The organism is Halobacterium bonnevillei (assembly GCF_009831555.1).
GTDB lineage: Archaea > Halobacteriota > Halobacteria > Halobacteriales > Halobacteriaceae > Halobacterium > Halobacterium bonnevillei.
In genome coordinates this window covers 1-18,180 of the sequence record NZ_WUUU01000049.1, presented here as the reverse complement: position 1 = coordinate 18,180, position 18,180 = coordinate 1, and the positions used below count along the sequence as shown (strand labels likewise).

The window sequence follows — 18,180 nt, the reverse complement described above, 5'->3', positions numbered from 1 at the left end:
CGCTGACGACCACGCAGCCGCCGCCGCAGCGACGCCCGACAGACGCCCCCGACCGAGTCCAGCGTCCCGAGCGTCCACCCACCGCCGTGGTAGAACACGACCACCGGGTCCGGGTCGTCGCCGCCGCCGGGCTCAGTGACGGCAGTTGAATCACCGGCGTCGCCAGAGGCGACGAAGTCGTCGTTGTAGACGCGCACGCCCACCTCCCCACGAGGGCCGTCGAAGGACAGGTCGCGGACGAGCGCCACGTCGCGTCGCTCGTCGGGCGTGAACACCTCGTCCTCGACGCGGCGCGCGCTCGCCACGGAGAGGCTGTGCCACGCCGGGACGCCCGTCGCTTCCACGTCGGCGACGGCCGCGGCGAGTTCGGGGTCGAGTTCGGTCACGCCTCACACTCTCCGCGCCGAGACGTGAATGTTCGGTTCGCGGGCGCGGAGTGAAGCGCTCGCATCCCGTCCGACGAGCGAGAGTTGTCCGCTAACCGACAAAAAGTGGTCGTGCCGTCGGGTCAGTCGTCGTCGCCGTTCAGGCCGCTCCCATCGGTCGCCGGTTCGAACGCGTCCATCGAACGCTCGGCGTCGGGAGTCCGCGCATTCTCGTCGACCTCCGACGACAGGTCCTCGACCTCGAACTGCGAGACGAGTTCCTGGAGCGACTGCGCGGACGACGAGACGTTCTGGATGTTCGTCGTGACCTCGTCGATGGCCGCGGTCTGCTGTTCGGTCGCTGCGGAGACGTTGCTCGCCTCGGCCGCGGACTCCTCGCTGACGCTGGACACCTCGTCGACCATCGCGACGACCTCCTCTGTGGAGACCGCCTGGTCCTCGGTGGCCTCGGAGATCTCCTCGACGCCCGCTTCGGCGTCACCGACGGCGTCCGCGATGTCGTCGAACATCTCGATGGCGTCGCCGATGGTGTCCGACCCAGTTTCGACGCGGTCCTGCATCGACTCCATGTCCGCGACGGTCTCGTCGGTGCTGTCCTGGATGTCGTCGATGAGCGCCTCGACCGCCTGGGTGGCGTCGCCGGCCTCTCCGGCCAGCGTCTTGATCTCGTCTGCGACCACGGCGAAGCCCTCGCCGGCCTCGCCGGCGCGCGCCGCCTCGATGGACGCGTTCAGCGCCAGGAGGTTCGTCTGTTCGGCGATGTCCGTGATCAGGCCGACGATGTCGTCGATCTCGGTCACCTGCTCCTCGAGGCGTTCGACCTGCTCGACCGCCCGGTCGGCTTCCGTCTCGATGGCGTCGATCTCCGCGGTCGCGTCGGCGGCGTGGTCGCGGCCGCGGTCGGCGAGCTCCACGGCCTCGTTGGCGGTCCCGACCACGTTCTCGGTCGACGACGCGACCTCCTGGATGGTGGCAGAGAGGTCGTTCATCTCGTGGGAGATGGACTGGAGCTGCTCGGTCTGCTGGTCGGCGCCGCTCGCGATCTCCTCGACGGCCTGCGCGGTCTCCTGGCTCGCTGACTCGATCTCGCGTGCGCTCGCGGCGGTCTCGTCGCTCAGCTCCGCAAAGCGGTCCGCGACTGCGCGCACCTCCGCGAGGCTCGACCCGACTTCCCTGAGCCCGGCCTCGAGGTCGGACAATACCGCGCCGTACTGTCCGGGGCGGTCCGTGTCGACGTCCTGGTCGAGGTCGCCGTCCCGGAGCCGCTGGCTGACCGACTGGAGTTCGTCGAAGCTCCCCGAGAGCTCCTCGACGCCGGTGTCGAGGTCCGCGAGGACCGCGCCGTACTCGCCCGGCAGGTCGGTGTCGACGTCCTGGTCGAGTTCGCCGTCCCGAATCCGCTGGCTCGTCTCGCGGATCTCGGTGAATCCGACCTGGAGGCGTCCGATGCCCTCGTCGAGGTCGCGCATGATGGTGCCGAACTCCCCGGGCAGGTCGGTGTCGACGTCCTGGTCGAGGTCGCCACGCCCGAGGCCGTCGCTCACCGAGCGGAGCGCCGCAACCTGTCGGCGGAGGTTCGAGCGCATCTCCTGGAACGCCTGGACGAGGTCTCCGATCTCGTCGTCCTGCGCGTCGATGTCCAGGTCCTCGTCGAAGTCCCCCTGGGAGAGCGCCCTCGCCTGGTCGCGGAGTGCCTCGATGGGACGCGAGAAGTACCGCGCCGCGAGATAGCCCAGGCCGACGACGAGGACGACGATGACGCCGACGACCAACAGCAGGACGTCGCGCGCGGACGTCGTGCGGTCGCTCATCGCTTGCCCCAGTGCCGCGCTCGGCCCGGTCACGTCGGTTTCGGGGACCGTGCCGAGCAGCGAGAGCTGCTTGTCTCCGAACTGGAGCGGCGCGTACGCCACGTAGTAGTGCTCGTCAGCGCCGTCCGCGGTCTGCTTCGTGTACGTGGTCAGTCCGTGTTCGCCCTCGAGGACGCTGTCTTCGGCGATGGTGGACAGCGTTCCGGCGTACGCCTCGTCCGTGATCCTCACCTCGGAGTTCACCGCCACGTCGTCGGGGTGGGACAGCACCGTCCCCTCCTCGTTGACGATGCTCAGGTAGCCGGAGTCGCCGACGGTCTTGGCGGTCGAGAGGTCGGTGAGGATGCCGTAGTCGAATCGCAGCGCCACCGTCCCGGCGTACTCGCCGTCGTAGTAGATCGGCGTCGCGATGTACGCCCGCTGCTCCCCGTTCTGGGTCTCGACGTCGGTCACGTGGACCTCTCCCGGTTCGAGCGTCTCGGTTGTCTCGTACCAGTCCGTGGTCACGTAGTTGGTGTCGGACACAGACTCGGTCGTGGTGGAGCCGTCGTCCTCACGGTGGGCACGGATGACGCCGTTTCCGTGCTCGTCGGTCATGATGATCTCGTCGTACGCGGGTCGCTCGTCGCCGTTCACCGTGACGGTCCGCGTGTCGAGGTAACTCCGGAACGAGTCCTGGATGCCGTTGCGCGCGTCCTCGACTGCGCTGGTCTGCAGTTCGTAGTAGTAGACGCTCGGTGCGAGCACCCATTCGAAGTCCTCGTGGTACGTGTACGCGATGAACTTCTGCTCGACGGGGTTGCCGTCCTGGGTGGTGTCCTCCCACTCGTATTCGGCGATGCCCCACTCGTCGCCGTTGCGGATCGCGTCGTCGGAGTCGATCGTCGCCTCGATGTCTTCGAAGACGGTGAGTCCGGCGTCCTCGATGAGGTCGAACCCGTCCGGGAGGTTGTGGTGGGAGACGACCTGTCCGTCACCAGTGGTCACGTAGGCGTACCCGGTGTCTCCGATGTACCCGGGTTGGTGGGTATCCGCGAGCGTCCCCTCGGGTTCCGTGAAGTTGCCGGCCGTCCCGAACAGCACGGTTTCGACCTCGTCTTTGACGGCCTGTTGTTCGGACTGGCTGAGGTCCGCCCAGTCACGGCCGTCGTACTTGTTGGCGAGGACCTGTTGCTTGGTCGTCTCTACCGTGTCGCGCATCTGGAGCGCGACGAACCCGACCTGACGGTGGCTCTGTTCCCTGATGAGTTCCATCTCGCCGGCCCTCGCCGCCTCGTAGTTCTGCACGGGCGTCGACTCGGCGAGCGAGCGCGCGTCGACGTTGCGGACGTCGAGGAGGTTCTGGAGTTCCTCCTGGCGGGAGTGCACCGTGTCGTTCAGTTCGCCGGTGATCTGGGATTCGAGCTGCCTCGAACTCTCGTCCTGGGCGAACGAACTGACCGACTCCATGTTCTGGAGGCCGGCGACGCCGACCACCGTCACCGGAATCAGGGAGATAGCGAGACACAGCGTGATGAGCTTCGTCCTGATTTTCATCCACGGTCACCCGAGTCGGTGTTCTCGGCCTTCGCAGCTGGAGTGAGTGGTGCTCGGCCCGCGCCACCCGGGTGTGCTGATGCGACACGTTCGATCGGTCTGACCCCCGCCATGGTACCCGCCTGAATACATGGGGGTGTTAATCCTTGCGCCGCGTTATTATCTCAGAGAACCCCGCAGTTGAATCTCTGACACGTGCCCGTTGAGAGTAACCCACCTGCGAGACGCTCCGCTTTCCCACTCCCGCTCCTGGCTGAGCTTCGGAGTTCTGGGACCTGACGAATGGGGCAGGTCGCGTCGCCGGCCGCCGTCGACAGAACGTACATGCGTCTCGGCCCAGAACGAGAGGACATGAGCGAGTTCGACGCCTCGCAGTCGGCCGCGCGGATGCGGGACGCGGAGTCGTCGCTGACCGGCCTGCGGGAGCGGTTCACCGTCCCCGAGGACACGGTGTACATGGACGGGAACAGCCTCGGCGTCCACGGCGAGGACGCCCGAGAGGCACTCCAGCGGGCGCTGGACCAGTGGCGCGACCTCGGCATCGAGGGGTGGACGGACGCCGACCCGCCGTGGTTCGACTACGGGGAGCGACTCGGCGACCGCCTCGCGGACGCGGTCGGCGCGAAACCCGCGGAGTGCGTCGCCGCCAACTCCACGACGGTGAACATCCACGCGCTCGTCGGGACGTTCCTGGACGCCGCCGACGGAACGGACGTCGTCGTGAACGAACTCGACTTCCCGACCGACCACTACGCCATCCGGTCGCAGTTGCGCGTTCGCGGCCTCGACCCCGACGACCACCTCGTCGTCGTCGGCAGCGAGGACGGCCGAACCATCGAGACGGACGCCATCGCGGACGCCGTCACCGACGACACGGCCATGGTGTTCATGCCCTCGGTGCTCTACCGGAGCGGCCAGCTGTTCGACGTCGCGGCGATCACGGACATCGCGCACGACCACGACGCGTTCGCGGGGTTCGACCTCGCGCACTCTGTCGGGGTCGTCGACCACGACCTCCACTTCGACGGCGTGGACTTCGCGGTCTGGTGTAGCTACAAGTACCTCAACGCCGGCCCCGGCGCAATCGGCGGCCTGTACGTCCACGAGGACCACTTCGACCTGCCGCCGGCGCTCGCAGGCTGGTGGGGCAACGCGGACGACTCCCAGTTCGACCTCGACCCCGAGTTCAGGCCCGCAGACGGGGCTGCCGCGTTCCAGATCGGGACGGTCCCGGTCTTCGCCGCGGCGCCGCTGTTCGGGACGCTGGACGTCGTCGAAGCCGCGGGTATCGACCGCCTCCGGGAGCGCTCCGCGGCCCTCACCAGGTACCTCGTGAGCCTCGTGGACGAACGCCTGCCGGAGTGTGCGGTCGGTACGCCCCGCGAAGCGGAGCGCCGCGGCGGGCACGTCGCCGTCGAACACCCCGACGCAGACCGGGTGAGTCGCGCGCTCCGGGACCGCGGCGTAGTCGTCGACTACAGGCCGCCGAACGTCGTTCGGGTCGCGCCGTCCCCGTACTTCGTCGGCTTCGAGGACGTCTGGCTGGCCGTCGACGAACTCCGTGACGTCCTCGACACCGGCGCACTCGAGGCGTACGGCGACGACGGAGAAACCGTGACCTGAGTGGCGCTGCACGGGAACACAGACGACCCCGGGAAGCCGGGGAAGACCGGCGCTCAGACCGTGCGGACGCTCAGGCGATGGTGAACTCGAAGCGCGCGCCGCCAGCGTCGCTCTCGCAGATTGTCGGCGTCCAGCCGTGCGCTTCCGCGACGCTCTTGACGATGGCGAGCCCGAAGCCAGTTCCCTCCTCGCTCCTGGTCTCCCCGTACTCGAAGACGAGGTCCCGTTTGTCCGCGGAGATGCCGACGCCGTCGTCCTCCACGTAGAACCCCCTGGTGGAGTCGTCGCCTGCGTCGTGCCCGCCGCTGGAGGCGTCGAGCGTCCCGACGGTAATGGTGATGGAGTCCCGACTGTCGTCGTCCGCCGCTCTCGACGACGAGCCGTCGACATTCCCGTCGGGCGGGACCGACTCCGGGACGTCCGTACCGTCGAGTGAGTCGAAGTCTGGAGCGTCGCCGGTCGCACTGGCCGTCGTGTCCTCGGTGCCGTGTTGGATCGCGTTCGCGAAGAGGTTCTCGAGCAGCGACCCGAACCGCGACGGGTCCGCCTGGAGGGTCGCGTCGTCGGCGACGTGCAGCGTAGCGGTGTCGGTGTCGACGTTCCGCCACGCCCGGTTCGCGGCGTCCGCCAGGGACACCTCGCGGGTGTCGTCGAGGCTGCGGCCGTGGCGCGCGAGCGCGAGGACGCTCTCGATGATGTCGTGCATGCGTTCCAGCGCCTCGTTCGTCCGGTGGAAGTACTGGTCCTCGCCGGTCTGGTCGGCGAGTTCGAGGTAGCCCCGCGCGACGTTCAGCGGATTGCGGAGGTCGTGGCTGACGATGCTCGCGAACTCCTCGAGGCGGTCGTTCTGGCGTTCGAGTTCGCGCTCGCGTTCCTTCCGCTCGGTGATGTCAGTGTACATCGCGTACCCGTGGATGTTCGGTTCGTCCAGGCGGAACGGCACGACGTCTAGCAGGAAGTCCCGGGGGCCGTCCGCCGTCAAACGCTGGACCTCGACGTTGATGTTCTGCCCGTTCACGAGCTTCTGGTTGTACAACTCGGCTTCCGTCTCGCGCTCCGGCGGAACGATGTACTCGTCGACGTTCTCGCCGACGAGATCCGCCTCGTCGTACCCGAACACGGCCTCGAACGCGGGGTTGACCGAGCGAATGATTGGGTTGCCGTCCTCCACGACGAAACTCGCGGTCGGGCTCGGGACGTTCTCGAAGAGCGCGGCGAGCCGGTTGCGTTCGCGACGCAGCTCGGACTCCCTGGTCTCGAGCTGGCGGACGTGTTCGGTGCGGTCCAACGCCGCTTCCGCGTTCGTCGCGAGGACGCCGACCAGGTCAAGGTCGATCGGGTCCAGGACGCCGGTCTCCATCGCACCGATCAAGAGCACGCCGTGGTCGCCCAGTGGATGGACGACCAGGTCCCGCAGCTTCGTGTCCGGATTCCGAACCAGATGGTGGTTGCTCGCGTCGTCGACCGTCATCACCTCTCCCCGTTCGTATGCTTCCCAGGCGAGACTTTCGCCGGCTTCCAGGACAGGCGGGGTCTGACCGTCTCGCGGGTCGACGAACGCGGCCGGGCGGAGTTCGCCGGTGTCGACGGCCGCGAAGAACACGGACACGTACGGGAAGTCCAGCAGGTCGTCGGCGGTGTCGACCACGACGTTCGCGATGCCGTCCGGGTCGTCCCGGGTGAGCATCGCCCGCGTAGCCTCGTGGAGTTCCGTCAGCGTGCGCTCCCGGTACACCTGTTCGGTGACGTCGCTGACCACTGCGAATCCGTCGGGGCCGTCCTCGCGGAGGAACGGCTTCACTTTGACGCGGAACGTCCGGCCGTCGTCGTCCGTGAGCCGCGTCTCGAAGGACCTGTCGTCGTCGCTCGGATGGAATTCCTCGGGGGCCGCGTCGAGGTACGCCGACAGCGAGTCGCCGCGCAGTTGGGCTTCCGGCGCGTCGAACAGCACCGAAGCGGCGTCGTTGACGAGCCGGATCGCGGTGTTGCCAGTCGAGAGGACGTCGTAGAGCACGAGCGCGTCGTCAGCCTGCTCGAAGAGCTTCCCGAATCGCGCGTTGCTCTCGCGGAGGGCCTGCTGGGATTTGATGCGTTCGACCGCCTGGTAGCAATGTGACGCCAGCAGTTCCGCGAGTTCGACGTCGCCCTCGTCGAACCCATTGGGTTCGTCGTCGCCCGCCTGGAACACGCCGATGTCCCCGATGGGCACGCTGATGACCGACCGGGGCGCTCCGTCCGGGATGTCGCTGACTCGCGGGTCGTCGAGAACGTCGTCGACCCGCTGGGACTCGCCGGTCTGGAACGTGCGTCCGGCGACGCCCTCGTCGGCCGGGATGCCGTCGACGCTCGGTGGTCGCCCGCTCCACGCGCGCACCGACAGCACGCCGCCGTCCGCGGTTTCGACCACCGCGGAGGAAAAGTCGAAGATGGCTTCGGCGGCGTCCGCCATCGCCGCGAAGACGGTGTCGACGTCGTCCGTACTGGCTACCTCTGTGGCGTACGACAGGAGTTCGCTGGTGTAGTCGCTTCTATCCGTCATCTTCGGCGTTCTCGGTCGAGAGGCGCCGGAAGAGGACTTCGTAGTCGTCTTCGTCGAAGTCCCCGACTACGTCGTCGAGGCGGCCGCGGAGCTCGTCGAGGCGGCCTTCCAGCGTCTGGAACTCCTCGGAGTCGGTGACGCTGGGGTCGTCGGATTCCGACAGCAGGGCGTGTTTGCGTGCCGCCGCGAAGTACTCCATGACGGCGTCGTCGTAAGTGGAGCGACGGAGCAAGCGGTTCACGGTCTCGAGGAGGGTTTCGCGGTCGACTGGCTTCCGGAGGTAGTCGTCGAACCCGAGGTCGACGATGTCCAGTTCGGGTTCGACGGCGGTGACCATCGCGACGCGACAGTCGAGGTCGCGGTCGCGGACTCTTTCGAGGACGGCGTCCCCCGAGATGCCGGGCATCTGTCTGTCGAGGAGGACAACGTCGACGCTGTCGTCGAGGGCGTCGAGCGCTTCCTGGCCGTCGTAGGCGGTTTCGACGGTGAACTGGTCGCGGAGCCAGATCCCGTAGAGGTCAGCGAGTCCTTCCTCGTCGTCGACGACGAGGACCGTCGCTTCGTCGCTGCCGGCGTCCACGTTCCTTTCCTCTGTCATGATTGTCCGCGTGCCGCGGTCTGGCGGACGTTTGAAGCGTACCTATTTATCACTTGTTGGTGGGCGACGATAATTTTGGCAAGCCTAAAATATCCCGGGCGGCAAGACGTCGTCAATGAGTGACCCCGACGCCCCGTACACGCTCGACGACGTCAGCGTCGTCATGGGGACGTACAACGAGGAGGCCGCGATCGGGACCGTCCTCCAGGACATCGCGGACGTCACAGACGACCGCGCCGACGTCGTCTGCGTGGACGGGTCCAGCGACCGCACGCCGGAAATCGCACGCGAACACGGCGCCCGCGTCATCGAGCAGGAACCCCTCGGGTACGGGGTGGCCGTCCGGGCCGCGCTGTACGCCGCGGAGACGCCCGTGGTCGTGACGACGGACTGCGACGACACCTACCCGATGGAGCGCATCCCCGAGTTCCTCGAGTACGTCAACGACGGCTACGACGTGGTCAGCGGCGACCGACTGTACTGGGGCGCCGACGAGATGCCCGCGGTCAACCGCCTCGGAAACGCCGCCTTCGCGGCCCTCACGTCCCTCTTGGTCGGGAATCGCGTCCACGACACAACGACGGGGATGCGCGCGTACCGCCGCGAGGTCGTCGAGGACATCGACTGGACGCAGAACACGGGGCTGTCTGCGGAACTCCTCATCCGACCACTGTGCCGGGGCTACGATGTCATCGAAGTCCCGATCGAGTACGACGACCGCCTCGGTGAGACGAAACTCGACCCGCTGTCGGGCGGCGCAGAGATTCTGGGCTCGATTGTCAAGGTCTGCACCGAAGAACGACTCCTGTAGGCCGGAAGGTCTGCACCGGAGAACGATTTCCGTGCCCGGGTCGACCGGCCCGGACTGCTGTCCCGCCGAACCCACGAATTATCACGCGCGTATAAAATCCCGTACCGGCGATTTTCACCCGTAACTATTTATCTACTGCGAGTGTAGTACATGTATGGTAAAGACGACGAAACAAGAGGAAGTTTCTGTTGGGCACCGCGGTACGCTCTCGAGCGCGCTCAACTACATCGACCGAGAGTTCGGTGCCTGGTTCCTCCTCGCCGGCAAGTTTGCGGTCGTGTTCGGTGCGTGGATGTCGCTGACCCTGCTCGGACGGCGCTACGTCACGTCTCCCGACCTGCTGGAACTCATCGCTATCGGCTACTGGTTCGCGTGGATGTTCGCGGTCGGCGTGCTCGCTATCGGTCTGATTGTCGCCCTCTCCGGCTGGCTCGACCAGTTCTCTCGGTCGAAGCGCCAGAGCAAGTACTGAGTTCCCGGTCTTCTGCGTTCGCCGGTGTGACTCGATAGCGCTGCCGCTGGCTCAGTCGCCGCGGACAGTCACGTTCAGCGACGCTTCTGTCGGCCCGACGCCCGGGACGTACGCCGCCGCACCGCCGCACTGCCTGAGGTCGGTACAGAGCTCCCGGTACGGCGTCACCGTCCGGTACTGGCCGTCCGCCACCGCGACCGGGAACCGCACGCGGTAGCTGAACCCCGCGCCGTACCCGCCGTCAACGTGGACGTCGAGCGCGATGCTGTCGCCGGCCTCGACGCCCAGCGATTCGTTGCCCGTCGCCGACAGCGGCCCGATCAGTTTCGCAGTTCCGTCAGTGACGACGACGTCCAGGTCTGCCGACGACCGGCTGGCGGCGTCGTCGAGGGTGTAGTGGACGCGCTCGTCGCCGTTCGAAAGCGTGAACGTCACGCCGTCAGTCCAGGCGGGCAGCCCCATCCTGGTGGCGACCGTCAGCGAGTCGCCGCTCGTGACGCGGACGCGCTGGAGTGCCGGCTCGACGGGGTCGCCGGCGTGCGGTGACCACTCGCCGCGGTAGACGTAGCGGTAGTAGTCGCGGTCCGGGTACGCGTCGGCGACGGCCAGCTGGTGATCGTCGAGCGCGTAGAGCGTCCGCCCGTCGAACCCGGGGTCGTTCCTGAGGTACTGGAACGGGTGGTTCAGCCAGTCCCCGTAGGGCTCCGGGAGGAACACGACGCTGTCGGCCGGCGGCTCGGGCCGGAGTGGGTCGTAGGCGGCCTCGTACTGCTCGGTCACGGCGGCGTTGTCCCCGACCGGGTCGGCGACCGCTGTCGCTGCCGCGCCCCCGAGGACGGCGCTGAGAGCCACCAGCACGACGGCGGCCGCCACGCGCGTCGCTTCCGGGTCGAACCGGCCGGCGAGCGCGCGTCGAACGCCGTCGACGAGAGCGAACACGCCCGCCGCGGCGAACGCGCGCCGGAACGAGGAGGTCGAAGTGGTAGTAGGGCCCGAGGCTCGCGATCAGGCCGTCGCCGGGGTCGCCCAGGGCACCGAGCACGTTGAGGTTCCCCCAGAAGTAGACGTTCCCGACGACGACGCTGCCGGCCACGCCCGCGAGCACGGCCTGCTGCCAGCGCCACTCCCGGCGCGCGGTGGCGAATGCGCCGAGTACGGCCAGCGGCGCCCCCACAACGCCGAAGGGGCCCCACCGGGAGACGAACTGCCAGACGACGCGGGCGTTCGCCTCCAGCGCGAGCGCCGGCGTGTAGTCGCGCTGGTAGTCCAGAATCTCCCGCGTTCCGAACCCGAGCCCGTCCAGCGGCGCGAACGCCTCGTACGGGAAGACCAGCGGGTCGCCCGTGACGACGGCGTTGTACGACAGCGTCACCGCGACGCCCGCGAGTCCCAGCGAGGCGGTGGCCACCCGCCGCCTGAGCGTCGGCCTGACAGTCCAATCATCGCGAAGCGACGCGACAGAACCCGCGAGCGTCCAGACGGCGTGGGCGACGAACGGCGCAGCGAACAGGACGGCCGTGTACGGCCGCGAGAAGAACGCGAGGCCGACCGCCGCGCCCGCGACGGCCGCCCAGGCGACGCTGCCGGTTCGCTCCGCGCGGAAGTACGCGAACGCGAACGCGAGGTTCAGCATCGTCGTCGGCGCGTACGGAAGGAACACCGCGGACTGCAGGAGGAACAGCGGCGAGCACAGCAACGCGACGGCGGCGACGACGCCCGTCCGGTAGTCGAACGCCTCGCGAACGACCCCGTAGAGGAGTGCTGTGGTCGCGGCCGCGACGGCTGGCAGCGCGTATCGGAACGACCCCGCGAGTTCGCCGAGCGCGTAGACCGCGGCGGTGACTGGCGCGTACTTCGGGTACAGGCCGTTCGAGGAGTCCACGAAGAACCAGGGACGGAAGGCGTCCTCGACGGGCGGCCGGAGGACCAACTGGCCCTCGAGGAGCATCGCGGCCTGCTGGAGGTAGACGGCCTCGTCGTGGTTCGAGGAGTGGTACGGAAAGACGGTGACCGAGAGCGCGTACGCCGCGGCAGCCGCGACGAGCGCGAGCACGAGTGGTGCGAGCGGCACCGGGCTGGCGGCCCGCACGCGCTGGACGCCAGCCGCGAGTCGTCGCGAAACCGCGACGTCGCCCCCGGCGCGGGTCATCCCTTCGCGGGATACCACGCCAGCGAGTGGTCCGACACCAGGTCGACGGTGACGGGTTCGCCGACGTCCATGTCCTCGGCGTGGTTGTGGAGGCAGCGAACGACGTCGCCGTTGTCGAGTTCGACGTGGTAGATGAACGACGGCCCGGTGTACTGGCGGCGGACGATGGCGCCGTTGGCGTTCGCCTCGTTGGCGGGCACCGCGCGCAGGTCGTCCGGTCGAACGAGGACGTCGACCATCGCGCCCGTGTAGCCGTCGGACAGTCCCTTCAGGAGGGTGCGGTCGTAGCTCCCGATGCAGGTGTCGACAGTGGTCTCCCCGACCCGCGCCGACAGGAATCCCGCCTGCCCGAGGAACGACGCGACGAACCGCGACTCGGGGTGTTCGAAGACGCTCTCCGGGTCGCCGATCTGTTCCAGGCGGCCGTCCTCCAGGACGGCGACGCGGTCCGAAATCGACAGCGCTTCCTCCTGGTCGTGGGTGACGGAGACGGCCGTCACGCCGGCTTCCTTGAGGATGCGGCGGACTTCCTCCCGCATTTCCACGCGCAGCCGGACGTCGAGGTTGCTGAACGGTTCGTCCAGCAGGAGGATGTCCGGTTCGGGCGCGAGACTGCGGGCGAGTGCGACCCGCTGTTGCTGGCCGCCCGAGAGCTGGTCGGGCGAGCGGTCGCCCATCCCCGGCATGTCGACGAGGTCGAGGAGTTCGTCGACGCGTTCCTCGGTCTGGTCGGCGTCGTGGTCCGTGAGCCCGAACGCGACGTTCTCGCGGACAGAGAGGTGGGGGAACAGCGCGAAGTCCTGGAACACGATGCCGACGCCGCGCTCCTCGGCTTTCACGTAGGTGGACGGCCCGGCGACCTCGTCGTCGGCCAGCGTTATCGTGCCCTCGCTGGGGCGTTCCAGGCCCGCGAGCATCCGGAGGGTCGTCGTCTTCCCGCAGCCCGACGGCCCCAGCAGCGTGAGCAGTTCGCCGTCGCGGACGGACACCGAGAGGTCGCGGACGGCGGTCTCGGAGCCGTAGCGCTTCGTGACGCCCTCGAGTTCCATGACTGCGTCCGGCGCGTCGGCGTTGCTCTCTGAGCGGGCGTCCACCGAAGCGTCCGTCGTGAGTTCGCTGTCAGCCATTGTATCGTTCCTGTGCGAGGATGACGACCATCGAGAGCGCGGAGACGCCCACGAGCACGAGCGCGGGGATCGCGGCCGCGCCGTACGAGCCGGCTTCCCTGACGAGCCAGATGTACGAGACGAGGGTTTCAAAGCCTATCGGACTGAGCAGGAGCGTCGCCGGCAGTTCCTTCATGGTCGTGAGGAAGACCAGCGCCGCGCCCGCGGCCACGCCGGGCGCGATGAGCGGCAGCGTCACCTCCCGGAACGCGCCCGTCGACGACCGGCCGAGCGTGCGCGCGGCCTCCGTCAGTTTCGGGTCGACCTGCAGGACCGACGACCGGATCGTGCCGACAGCCTGCGGGAGGAACCGCACGACGTACGCGAACACGAGCAGCGGGACGGTCTTGTACACCGAGCGAAGCAGGCGCTGGACGGAGTCGCCGCCGACCGGCAGCCACCACGTCAGGAGGTCCGCGCTGGTCGTCAGGTAGATGAGCGCGAGACCGAGCACGACGCCCGGCACCGCGTACCCGACGTACGTGAGGCGGTCGACGACGGTGGACATCGGCGAGTTCGAGCGCGCGGCGTAGCCGGCGACGGGCAGCGCCATCAGCGTCGCCGCGAGCGCCGCGGCGACGGCGACCTTCAGGGAGTTCCACGCGACCGCGGGGTCGAACTGGAAGACGCTCTCGCCGCCGCGGTACAGCCACCAGCCGAGCACGCCCAGGGGGACGCCCAGGCCGAGGACGGCGACCGACGTGGTGAACGCGAGTGCGGGCCACTTCCACGCGCCGAGCTGGATGCGGTTGGGCTGTCGGGACCCCCGCGAGATGTACGCCGTCGTCGACCCGCCGATGCGGGACTCCAGGGCGAGCACGACGGCGACGACGGCGAGCAACTGCAGCGAGAGCATCGCCGGATACCCCTCGGGGACGCCGAGGCTGCGCTGGGCGACGTAGATCTGCTGGGTGAAGACCTGGTAGCGCATCAGGGCGGGCGTCCCGAAGTCCGACAGCGCGTACAGGGACGCCAACAGCGTGCCGGCGGTGATGCCCGGCAGAATCTGGGGGAGGGTGACGCGCTTGAACGCCCCCCAGCGCGAGTGATTGAGGGTGCGCGCCGCCTCGACGAGCGTGCCGTCGAACGAGAGCAGGGCGGCGCGCGTCGTCAGGAACACGTAGGGGTACGTGAACAGGACGAGCACGAGCGCGGCGCCGTGGAGGCCGTAGATGGCGGGGATGCGTTCGATGCCCAGCGGCGCGAGCAGGTCGGCGAGTTCGCCGCGCGGCCCGAACGCCGCGATGAACGTGAACGCGCCGATGTAACTCGGGACGACGAGGGGGAGCGCGCCGACGATCGTCCAGAACCGACGGAACGGCAGGTCGGTCTGGACGGTGAGCACGGCAAGCGGCACGCCGACGGCGACGCAGCCGACCGTGACGACGCCGGTGAGAACGAGGCTGTTGACGAGCACCTGGATGCTGCTGGCCTGGGTGACGAGGCCGAACAGGTGGCCGAGGCCGTAGTCGGACGCGCGCACCAGGAGGACGACGACCGGCAGCGAGACGACCGCCGCGACGGCGCCGGCGACGACTGCGAGCGAGAAGCTCGTGGCTTCGTCGCCCTCGTCGCCGGCGTCGTTCCGGAGCCTGTCGAGGCGGTCGCTGGTGGCCATCTACGTCAGGATGCCGACGTCGCGGAGGAGTTCCAGAGTCGGTTGGACGTCCGACAGCGTCTGGAGGTCGAGTTCCGGCGGCTGGAGTTCGGCGAGCGTCGGCAGCGGGCCGACGGGCTCGACGTCCTCGATCATGGGGTAGGCGAACCCGCGGGTCGCGAGGAACTCTTGGGCTTCCGCGGACAGCAGGTGGCGGATGAACAGTTCGGCGCGGTCGGCGTCCCGTGCGCCCTCGAGGACGGACGCGCCGGAGGCGTTCACGAGCGAACCGGCGTCGTTCTCCGTGAACGCGAGGTCGACGGGGGCATCGGGGCGGTCTGCGAGCACGAGGATGGCGTAGTAGTGGTTCCCGAAGCCAGCGCCGATTTCGCCGTTGGCGACCGACTGCCCGACGAGGTACTCGTTGTCGTATCGCGAGACGTTCTGGTCGAGCATGCCGTTGAGCCACTCGCGGGTCGCCTCGTCGCCGCGGAGCTGGCGCATCGCGGTGACGAAGCCGTGGAACGCGCCGTACGTGGGCGCCCAGCCCATGGCGCCCGCGAATCGTGACTCGGTCGCGAACGCGTCGATGCTCGTGGGCATGTCGGACTCTGAAAACTGGTTCGTGTTGTAGGGAATGGCCCGCGAGCGGCCGGCGACGCCGACCCACTGGTCGTCGGGCTTGTACCCGTCGAAGACGGGGCTGGTGGTGTCGCCGGACAGCTGCTGGGTCGCGCCGTTCTCGGAGACGTAGGCCAGGGAGCCGGCGTCGACCGACCAGAAGACGTCCGCCTGCGTGGTGCCGCTGTCGTGCTCGCTGACGATGACGTTCGCCAGCTGGGAGGACGGCTGGGTGTCCCAGGTGGCCTCGAAGTCGTCGTAGTACTGATTGAGCAGCTCCATGAGGTTGACGTAGCGGCCACCCTCGCCGCCGCCGAGGTAGACGGTGAGTTCGCCTTCGAGGTCGGGGAGGTCCTCGATAGATGTGCCGCCGGGTGCGGGGCGGTCGGCGACGAACTCGCCGGAGCCGCGGAAGTCCGCGAGCGTGGGCTTGCCGCCGTCGTCACCGCCGTCGCCGCCACTGCCGATGACGTCCGAGAGGCCGGAGCAGCCTGCAAGTGCGGTCGTGGCGGCGACGCCCGCCGTCGCGAGGAATCGACGGCGCGACTGACTAGTGCGCTCTCTCATACCTTGAATTAGGCCGGCCTAAAACGTTTATAACTACCGGTTCCCGAAAGGCCGGGCGGGTCATCGGCGGCGTCAGTCGTCCGCGGGCGCGGCGACTTTCCGGTCGGCGAGCGCGGCACAGCAGTTCACCCAGTCAAGCAGGTACTCGCCGCACTCGTTGAGGAACGCGCCGTTGTTGTACTCCGCGTAGTCGCCAGCCGCGAGGCGCTCGCCGACGGCGCGCGCGACGGCCTCGTAGGACGCCTCGTCGGGGTCGACGGCCGCGACCTCCGTCCAGAAGTGCTCGTTGAGTTCGAGGCCCGCGACCTCGTTTGCGAGGTCGTCGAACGTCGACCGCGGCGCCTTGTTGTGCTCGCACAGCGGCGCGCCGTTGTAGATCTGGCCGCCCAGGAGGTCCGCTGCGCGCTTCAGGAGGACGCCGCTCCAGATGTCGTCGAAGCGCCCGACGTCCCACGCGTTCTCGTCCATCGGGAACTGGTAGAACGCGGGCACGACCTCGCGGCGGAACGCGAGGTTCATCGAGCACACGGTGAGGTAGTTGTCCTCCGCGGCGACGAAATCCCGGTCGAAGTCGTCGAACCCGGTGCGGGTCTGGGCCTGGCCCTGGAGGTCGCCGTCCATCAGGATGCGGACGGCGTCCAGGTCCGGGACGTTCGTCCAGAGGCCCTGCGACGCGACGACGCGGTCGACGTCGGCGGTCTCGGTCTGGACGGTCTCGTCCATCGCAGAGTACGGGTATCCGCGGGGGTAGAGGTCCGTGTCGGACTGGTAGAGGACGTTCACCCACTGTTCGTCGGAGGACACCGCCTCCACGTCGCCGTCGTGCGCGAGGTTGTCGAGGTGCGTGCCGAAGAAGTCCCACTCGTCGTGCGGGAGGGTGTCGTCGTCGATGAAGACGCCGAACTCGTAGTCGTTGGCCCAGAGGTACAGCAGCCCGAAGGAGGTCTGGGCGTGGCTGGCCGCCGGAATCAGGTGGCTGTACTCCTCGACGCCGTGCTCCGCGAACCACGCTTCGCGGTCGCTCTCGTCGAAGACGGCGCCGGTGACGCCCTCCTCGTCGAGCATCTCCCGCATGCCGTCGGTGTCACAGAAGTCCTCTGTCACCAGCACGACGAACAGCCGGTCGAGGTCGAAGCCGTGGTCGCGCGCGTTCCGGAAGTACTCCCGCATGCACTCGTACTCCCGGATTGTCGGCACGACGACGCAGACGTCTCGTGTCATCCGTTAGTTCCCTCTATTTAGGCCGGCCTAAAGTGTGTGTCGGTCTTTAGGCACGCCTAACACGCGGTCGGCTGCCGCGCCGCACTGAACGCCGACGAACGGGGGTGTTCGGCTAGGAGAGTCCGGCGACGGACTGCTGGAGGCGGATGGTCGGCGGCACCAGGAGCCCGCCGAGCAGCACCAGGAACACGTAGAAGGTGCTGCTCGCGATGGCCGACGGCCCGACAAGGGCGACGAGATCCGCGATGGCGATGCCCGTCGCGCACACCAGCACCACGAGCAGGTGTCGCCGCAGCGAGTCCAGCGCCGTGCCGTGTGCCAGCGACTCCAGTCGCTCGCTGAACGCCACGCCGTACGCCGTGAACCCCAGCGCTGCGAGGCCACGCAGCACCGCCGTCGTCGCCGTTTGGCCGAGGGCCGCCGCGGCCACCCACTCAGCGGCGATGACGACCACGAACCCGAACTCGACGGTCCGGAGCCAGGCCAGCGACACCCGACGCTCCGACGGGTCCGGAGCGAGCGCGCTGTTGTAGTACACCTCCCGCATCGAGAACGTCAGGAACACGATGGCGAACAGCAGCGTGGTGTCCAGGAACGCCTGCACGACGTTCCCGCCGCCCGCCACCTGCCACAGGCCGAACACGCCGAAGGACGCGAACGCCATTCCGACGTACGTCAGGTAGCTCCAGAAGTCCTGGTAACCCTCCATGCGGTCGAACGCGTAGTTCTGGAGCGCGTAGTACGAGAACGCACCGCCGGTAACGAGCACGAGGCCGTAGCCCGTGAACGCCACCGTCGAGAGCGTCTCCGCGGGGTTCGCCACTACGTATCACCCCCGGCCGCGACGTCGGCGGCGAAGTCGTCGAACGCGCGCTGGAAGTCCAGGACGGTCGCGAACCGCGCGTGCTTCTCGTCGGCCAGGGCTCGCGCGAACAGGTCGGTGGCGCTCTCCGGCAAGACTGGGTTGCGCTGCGCCGCGGGCAGGCGCTGGTCGCTGTCCCCCGGCGGGTCGCCCGTCAGCAGGAAGTACGCGAGCGCGCCGAGGCCGTAGACGTCCGTCGCCTGGTCGAACCGACCGTACGT

Annotated in this window: 12 protein-coding genes and 3 pseudogenes; 3 read left to right on the top strand and 12 right to left on the bottom strand. The window is 68.4% G+C overall.

Annotation, left to right across the window (positions count from 1 at the left end; genetic code table 11):
* Together GRX66_RS08065 and GRX66_RS08060 are read right to left on the bottom strand one after the other, a co-directional pair.
* A pseudogene (locus GRX66_RS08065) lies at window positions 1-386 on the bottom strand (hypothetical protein); the annotation flags it as partial.
* A 122-nt stretch (window positions 387-508) separates the two neighbouring features.
* Window positions 509-3,733 carry a methyl-accepting chemotaxis protein gene (locus GRX66_RS08060; RefSeq protein WP_159526105.1) on the bottom strand — a complete coding sequence of 1,075 codons (3,225 nt, stop codon included), beginning with the start codon at window positions 3,731-3,733 and terminating at the stop codon, window positions 509-511.
* A gap of 351 nt (window positions 3,734-4,084) precedes the next feature.
* Here GRX66_RS08060 and kynU point away from each other — a divergent pair, with 351 nt between their 5' ends.
* Window positions 4,085-5,356, top strand: a complete 1,272-nt coding sequence (gene kynU / locus GRX66_RS08055) for a kynureninase (protein WP_159526104.1) — start codon at window positions 4,085-4,087, stop codon at window positions 5,354-5,356.
* A 70-nt stretch (window positions 5,357-5,426) separates the two neighbouring features.
* On the opposite strand, the gene GRX66_RS08050 is transcribed toward kynU, so the two are convergent.
* Together GRX66_RS08050 and GRX66_RS08045 are read right to left on the bottom strand one after the other, a co-directional pair.
* A complete protein-coding gene (locus GRX66_RS08050) occupies window positions 5,427-7,895 on the bottom strand; it encodes a GAF domain-containing protein (RefSeq protein WP_159526103.1) in 2,469 nt (822 codons plus the stop codon).
* On the bottom strand, window positions 7,885-8,493 hold the full coding sequence (locus tag GRX66_RS08045) for a response regulator (RefSeq protein WP_159526102.1): 609 nt from the start codon (window positions 8,491-8,493) through the stop codon (window positions 7,885-7,887). Before GRX66_RS08045 ends, GRX66_RS08050 begins: the two co-directional genes overlap by 11 nt.
* 115 nt (window positions 8,494-8,608) lie before the next feature.
* On the opposite strand from GRX66_RS08045, the gene GRX66_RS08040 reads away from it, so the two are divergent.
* On the top strand, window positions 8,609-9,304 hold the full coding sequence (locus tag GRX66_RS08040; RefSeq protein WP_159526101.1) for a dolichyl-phosphate hexose transferase: 696 nt from the start codon (window positions 8,609-8,611) through the stop codon (window positions 9,302-9,304).
* Between the two features lie 154 nt (window positions 9,305-9,458).
* The gene (locus GRX66_RS08035) at window positions 9,459-9,776 is read left to right on the top strand and encodes a hypothetical protein (RefSeq protein ID WP_159526100.1); all 318 of its coding nucleotides are present in this window, start codon (window positions 9,459-9,461) and stop codon (window positions 9,774-9,776) included.
* 51 nt (window positions 9,777-9,827) lie between these two features.
* Here the strand turns inward: GRX66_RS08035 and GRX66_RS20930 are convergent, their stop codons facing one another.
* From GRX66_RS20930 to GRX66_RS08000, 8 genes and pseudogenes are all read right to left on the bottom strand, one after another.
* Window positions 9,828-10,493, bottom strand: a complete 666-nt coding sequence (locus GRX66_RS20930; RefSeq protein WP_449271464.1) for a DUF7846 domain-containing protein — start codon at window positions 10,491-10,493, stop codon at window positions 9,828-9,830.
* A gap of 811 nt (window positions 10,494-11,304) precedes the next feature.
* Window positions 11,305-11,724, bottom strand: a pseudogene (locus GRX66_RS20925) (glycosyltransferase family 39 protein); the annotation flags it as partial.
* 197 nt (window positions 11,725-11,921) lie between these two features.
* Complete coding sequence (locus GRX66_RS08025; RefSeq protein WP_159526099.1) at window positions 11,922-13,052, bottom strand: ABC transporter ATP-binding protein; 1,131 nt, start codon at window positions 13,050-13,052, stop codon at window positions 11,922-11,924.
* A complete protein-coding gene (locus tag GRX66_RS08020) occupies window positions 13,045-14,709 on the bottom strand; it encodes an ABC transporter permease (protein ID WP_159526098.1) in 1,665 nt (554 codons plus the stop codon). The genes GRX66_RS08025 and GRX66_RS08020 overlap by 8 nt, the downstream gene beginning before the upstream one ends.
* Complete coding sequence (locus GRX66_RS08015; RefSeq protein WP_159526097.1) at window positions 14,710-15,876, bottom strand: extracellular solute-binding protein; 1,167 nt, start codon at window positions 15,874-15,876, stop codon at window positions 14,710-14,712.
* Between the two features lie 72 nt (window positions 15,877-15,948).
* On the bottom strand, window positions 15,949-17,097 hold the full coding sequence (locus GRX66_RS08010; protein ID WP_159526096.1) for an alpha-1 4-glucan-protein synthase: 1,149 nt from the start codon (window positions 17,095-17,097) through the stop codon (window positions 15,949-15,951).
* Between the two features lie 112 nt (window positions 17,098-17,209).
* Window positions 17,210-17,920, bottom strand: a complete 711-nt coding sequence (locus GRX66_RS08005; RefSeq protein WP_233745370.1) for a hypothetical protein — start codon at window positions 17,918-17,920, stop codon at window positions 17,210-17,212.
* Window positions 17,920-18,180, bottom strand: a pseudogene (locus tag GRX66_RS08000) (protein kinase); the annotation flags it as partial. The pseudogene GRX66_RS08000 and the gene GRX66_RS08005, both read right to left, overlap by 1 nt.